1 pseudogene is annotated in these 712 nt (G+C 46.5%); it reads left to right on the plus strand.

The features are described 5' to 3' along the window. Window positions 1-403: 403 nt before the first annotated feature. Window positions 404-712, plus strand: a pseudogene (locus ACKLKD_RS27930) (transposase); the annotation flags it as partial.

Genomic DNA, 712 nt, shown 5'->3' on the forward strand with positions numbered 1-712 from the left:
CCGCAGATCACCCGGCCAGAATGATAATATTGGGGTGAGTTTGGAGATCTGAAATTATTGTACGTTAAGCCTGTTTTTTGAACAGATCGCGCTATCGCAATAGGGTGTACTCCTGCACTATACGGCATTTAGCCTGTATGTTTGGGTAATGAGACAACCTAAATGCGACAGCGTGAGCGCAATAACTTAAATGCGATAGTCAGTGACAATAAATCAATCAGTTACCAATCAGAAACGGTTAAATTATGTTCTTAACGTACAATAATTTACGTTTCCCAAACCGACCCCTATGTCATACATTCATAGGCGTGATGAAAAAAGAAAAGGGTCATAAAGAAGAGCTGTTATCTGATATGGCTTGTTTAGTCTCACGATGCGCGTAACGCTTGCTGACACTGCTGTAATCCGGGCAAAGTCGGTTAATGTCAGTTTCAAAACGTTCCCCCGGGGTGAAATCGCACACAGGGTGATTGATTCCACCGGGCTGAAGGTCTTTGGTGAAGGCGAATGGAAAGTCAAAAAGCATGGCCAGGAACGCCGTCGTATCTGGCGAAAGTTGCATCTGGCAGTTGACAGTAAAACACATGAAATCATCTGCGCTGACCTGTCGCTGAACAACGTTACGGACTCAGAGGCCTTCCCCGGATTAATCCGGCAAACCCACCGGAAAATCAGGTCAGCCGCCGCCGATGGCGCTTACGATACCCGGCTA

This window comes from Klebsiella sp. 10982 (assembly GCF_048589245.1).
GTDB lineage: Bacteria > Pseudomonadota > Gammaproteobacteria > Enterobacterales > Enterobacteriaceae > Klebsiella > Klebsiella quasivariicola.